Origin of the sequence: Staphylococcus pasteuri (assembly GCF_030547725.1) — a bacterium.
GTDB lineage: Bacteria > Bacillota > Bacilli > Staphylococcales > Staphylococcaceae > Staphylococcus > Staphylococcus pasteuri.
Genome location: NZ_JAUOQO010000489.1, coordinates 1 through 260, shown reverse-complemented (window position 1 = coordinate 260; position 260 = coordinate 1). Strand labels below are relative to the sequence as shown.

Sequence of the window (260 nt, the reverse complement as noted above, 5' to 3'; positions counted from 1 at the left end):
GTGGCATTGTTGAAGCGGTTGGCAGTGATTGTTCTAGCGCCAAAGCGGGCGAGCGATTTTCTGTGATCCCTTGTATTCCATGCGGTGAGTGTGCCGCCTGTGAAGAAGGTAAAACTAACTGCTGTGAAAATGTCTCTTTATATGGGGTTCACCAAGATGGCGGCTTTAGTGAGTACCTTAGTGTATTAGAAAGCAACCTGGTTAAATTGCCAGAAGAAGTGAGTGATAGCCAAGGCGCACTGATCGAGTGTTTTGCGATT

At 46.9% G+C, this 260-nt stretch carries 1 protein-coding gene; it reads left to right on the top strand.

The window, feature by feature from the left end:
- Positions 1–260 (top strand): alcohol dehydrogenase catalytic domain-containing protein (locus Q4528_RS14450; RefSeq protein ID WP_303522333.1); only part of this gene is annotated, 260 nt, incomplete at both ends.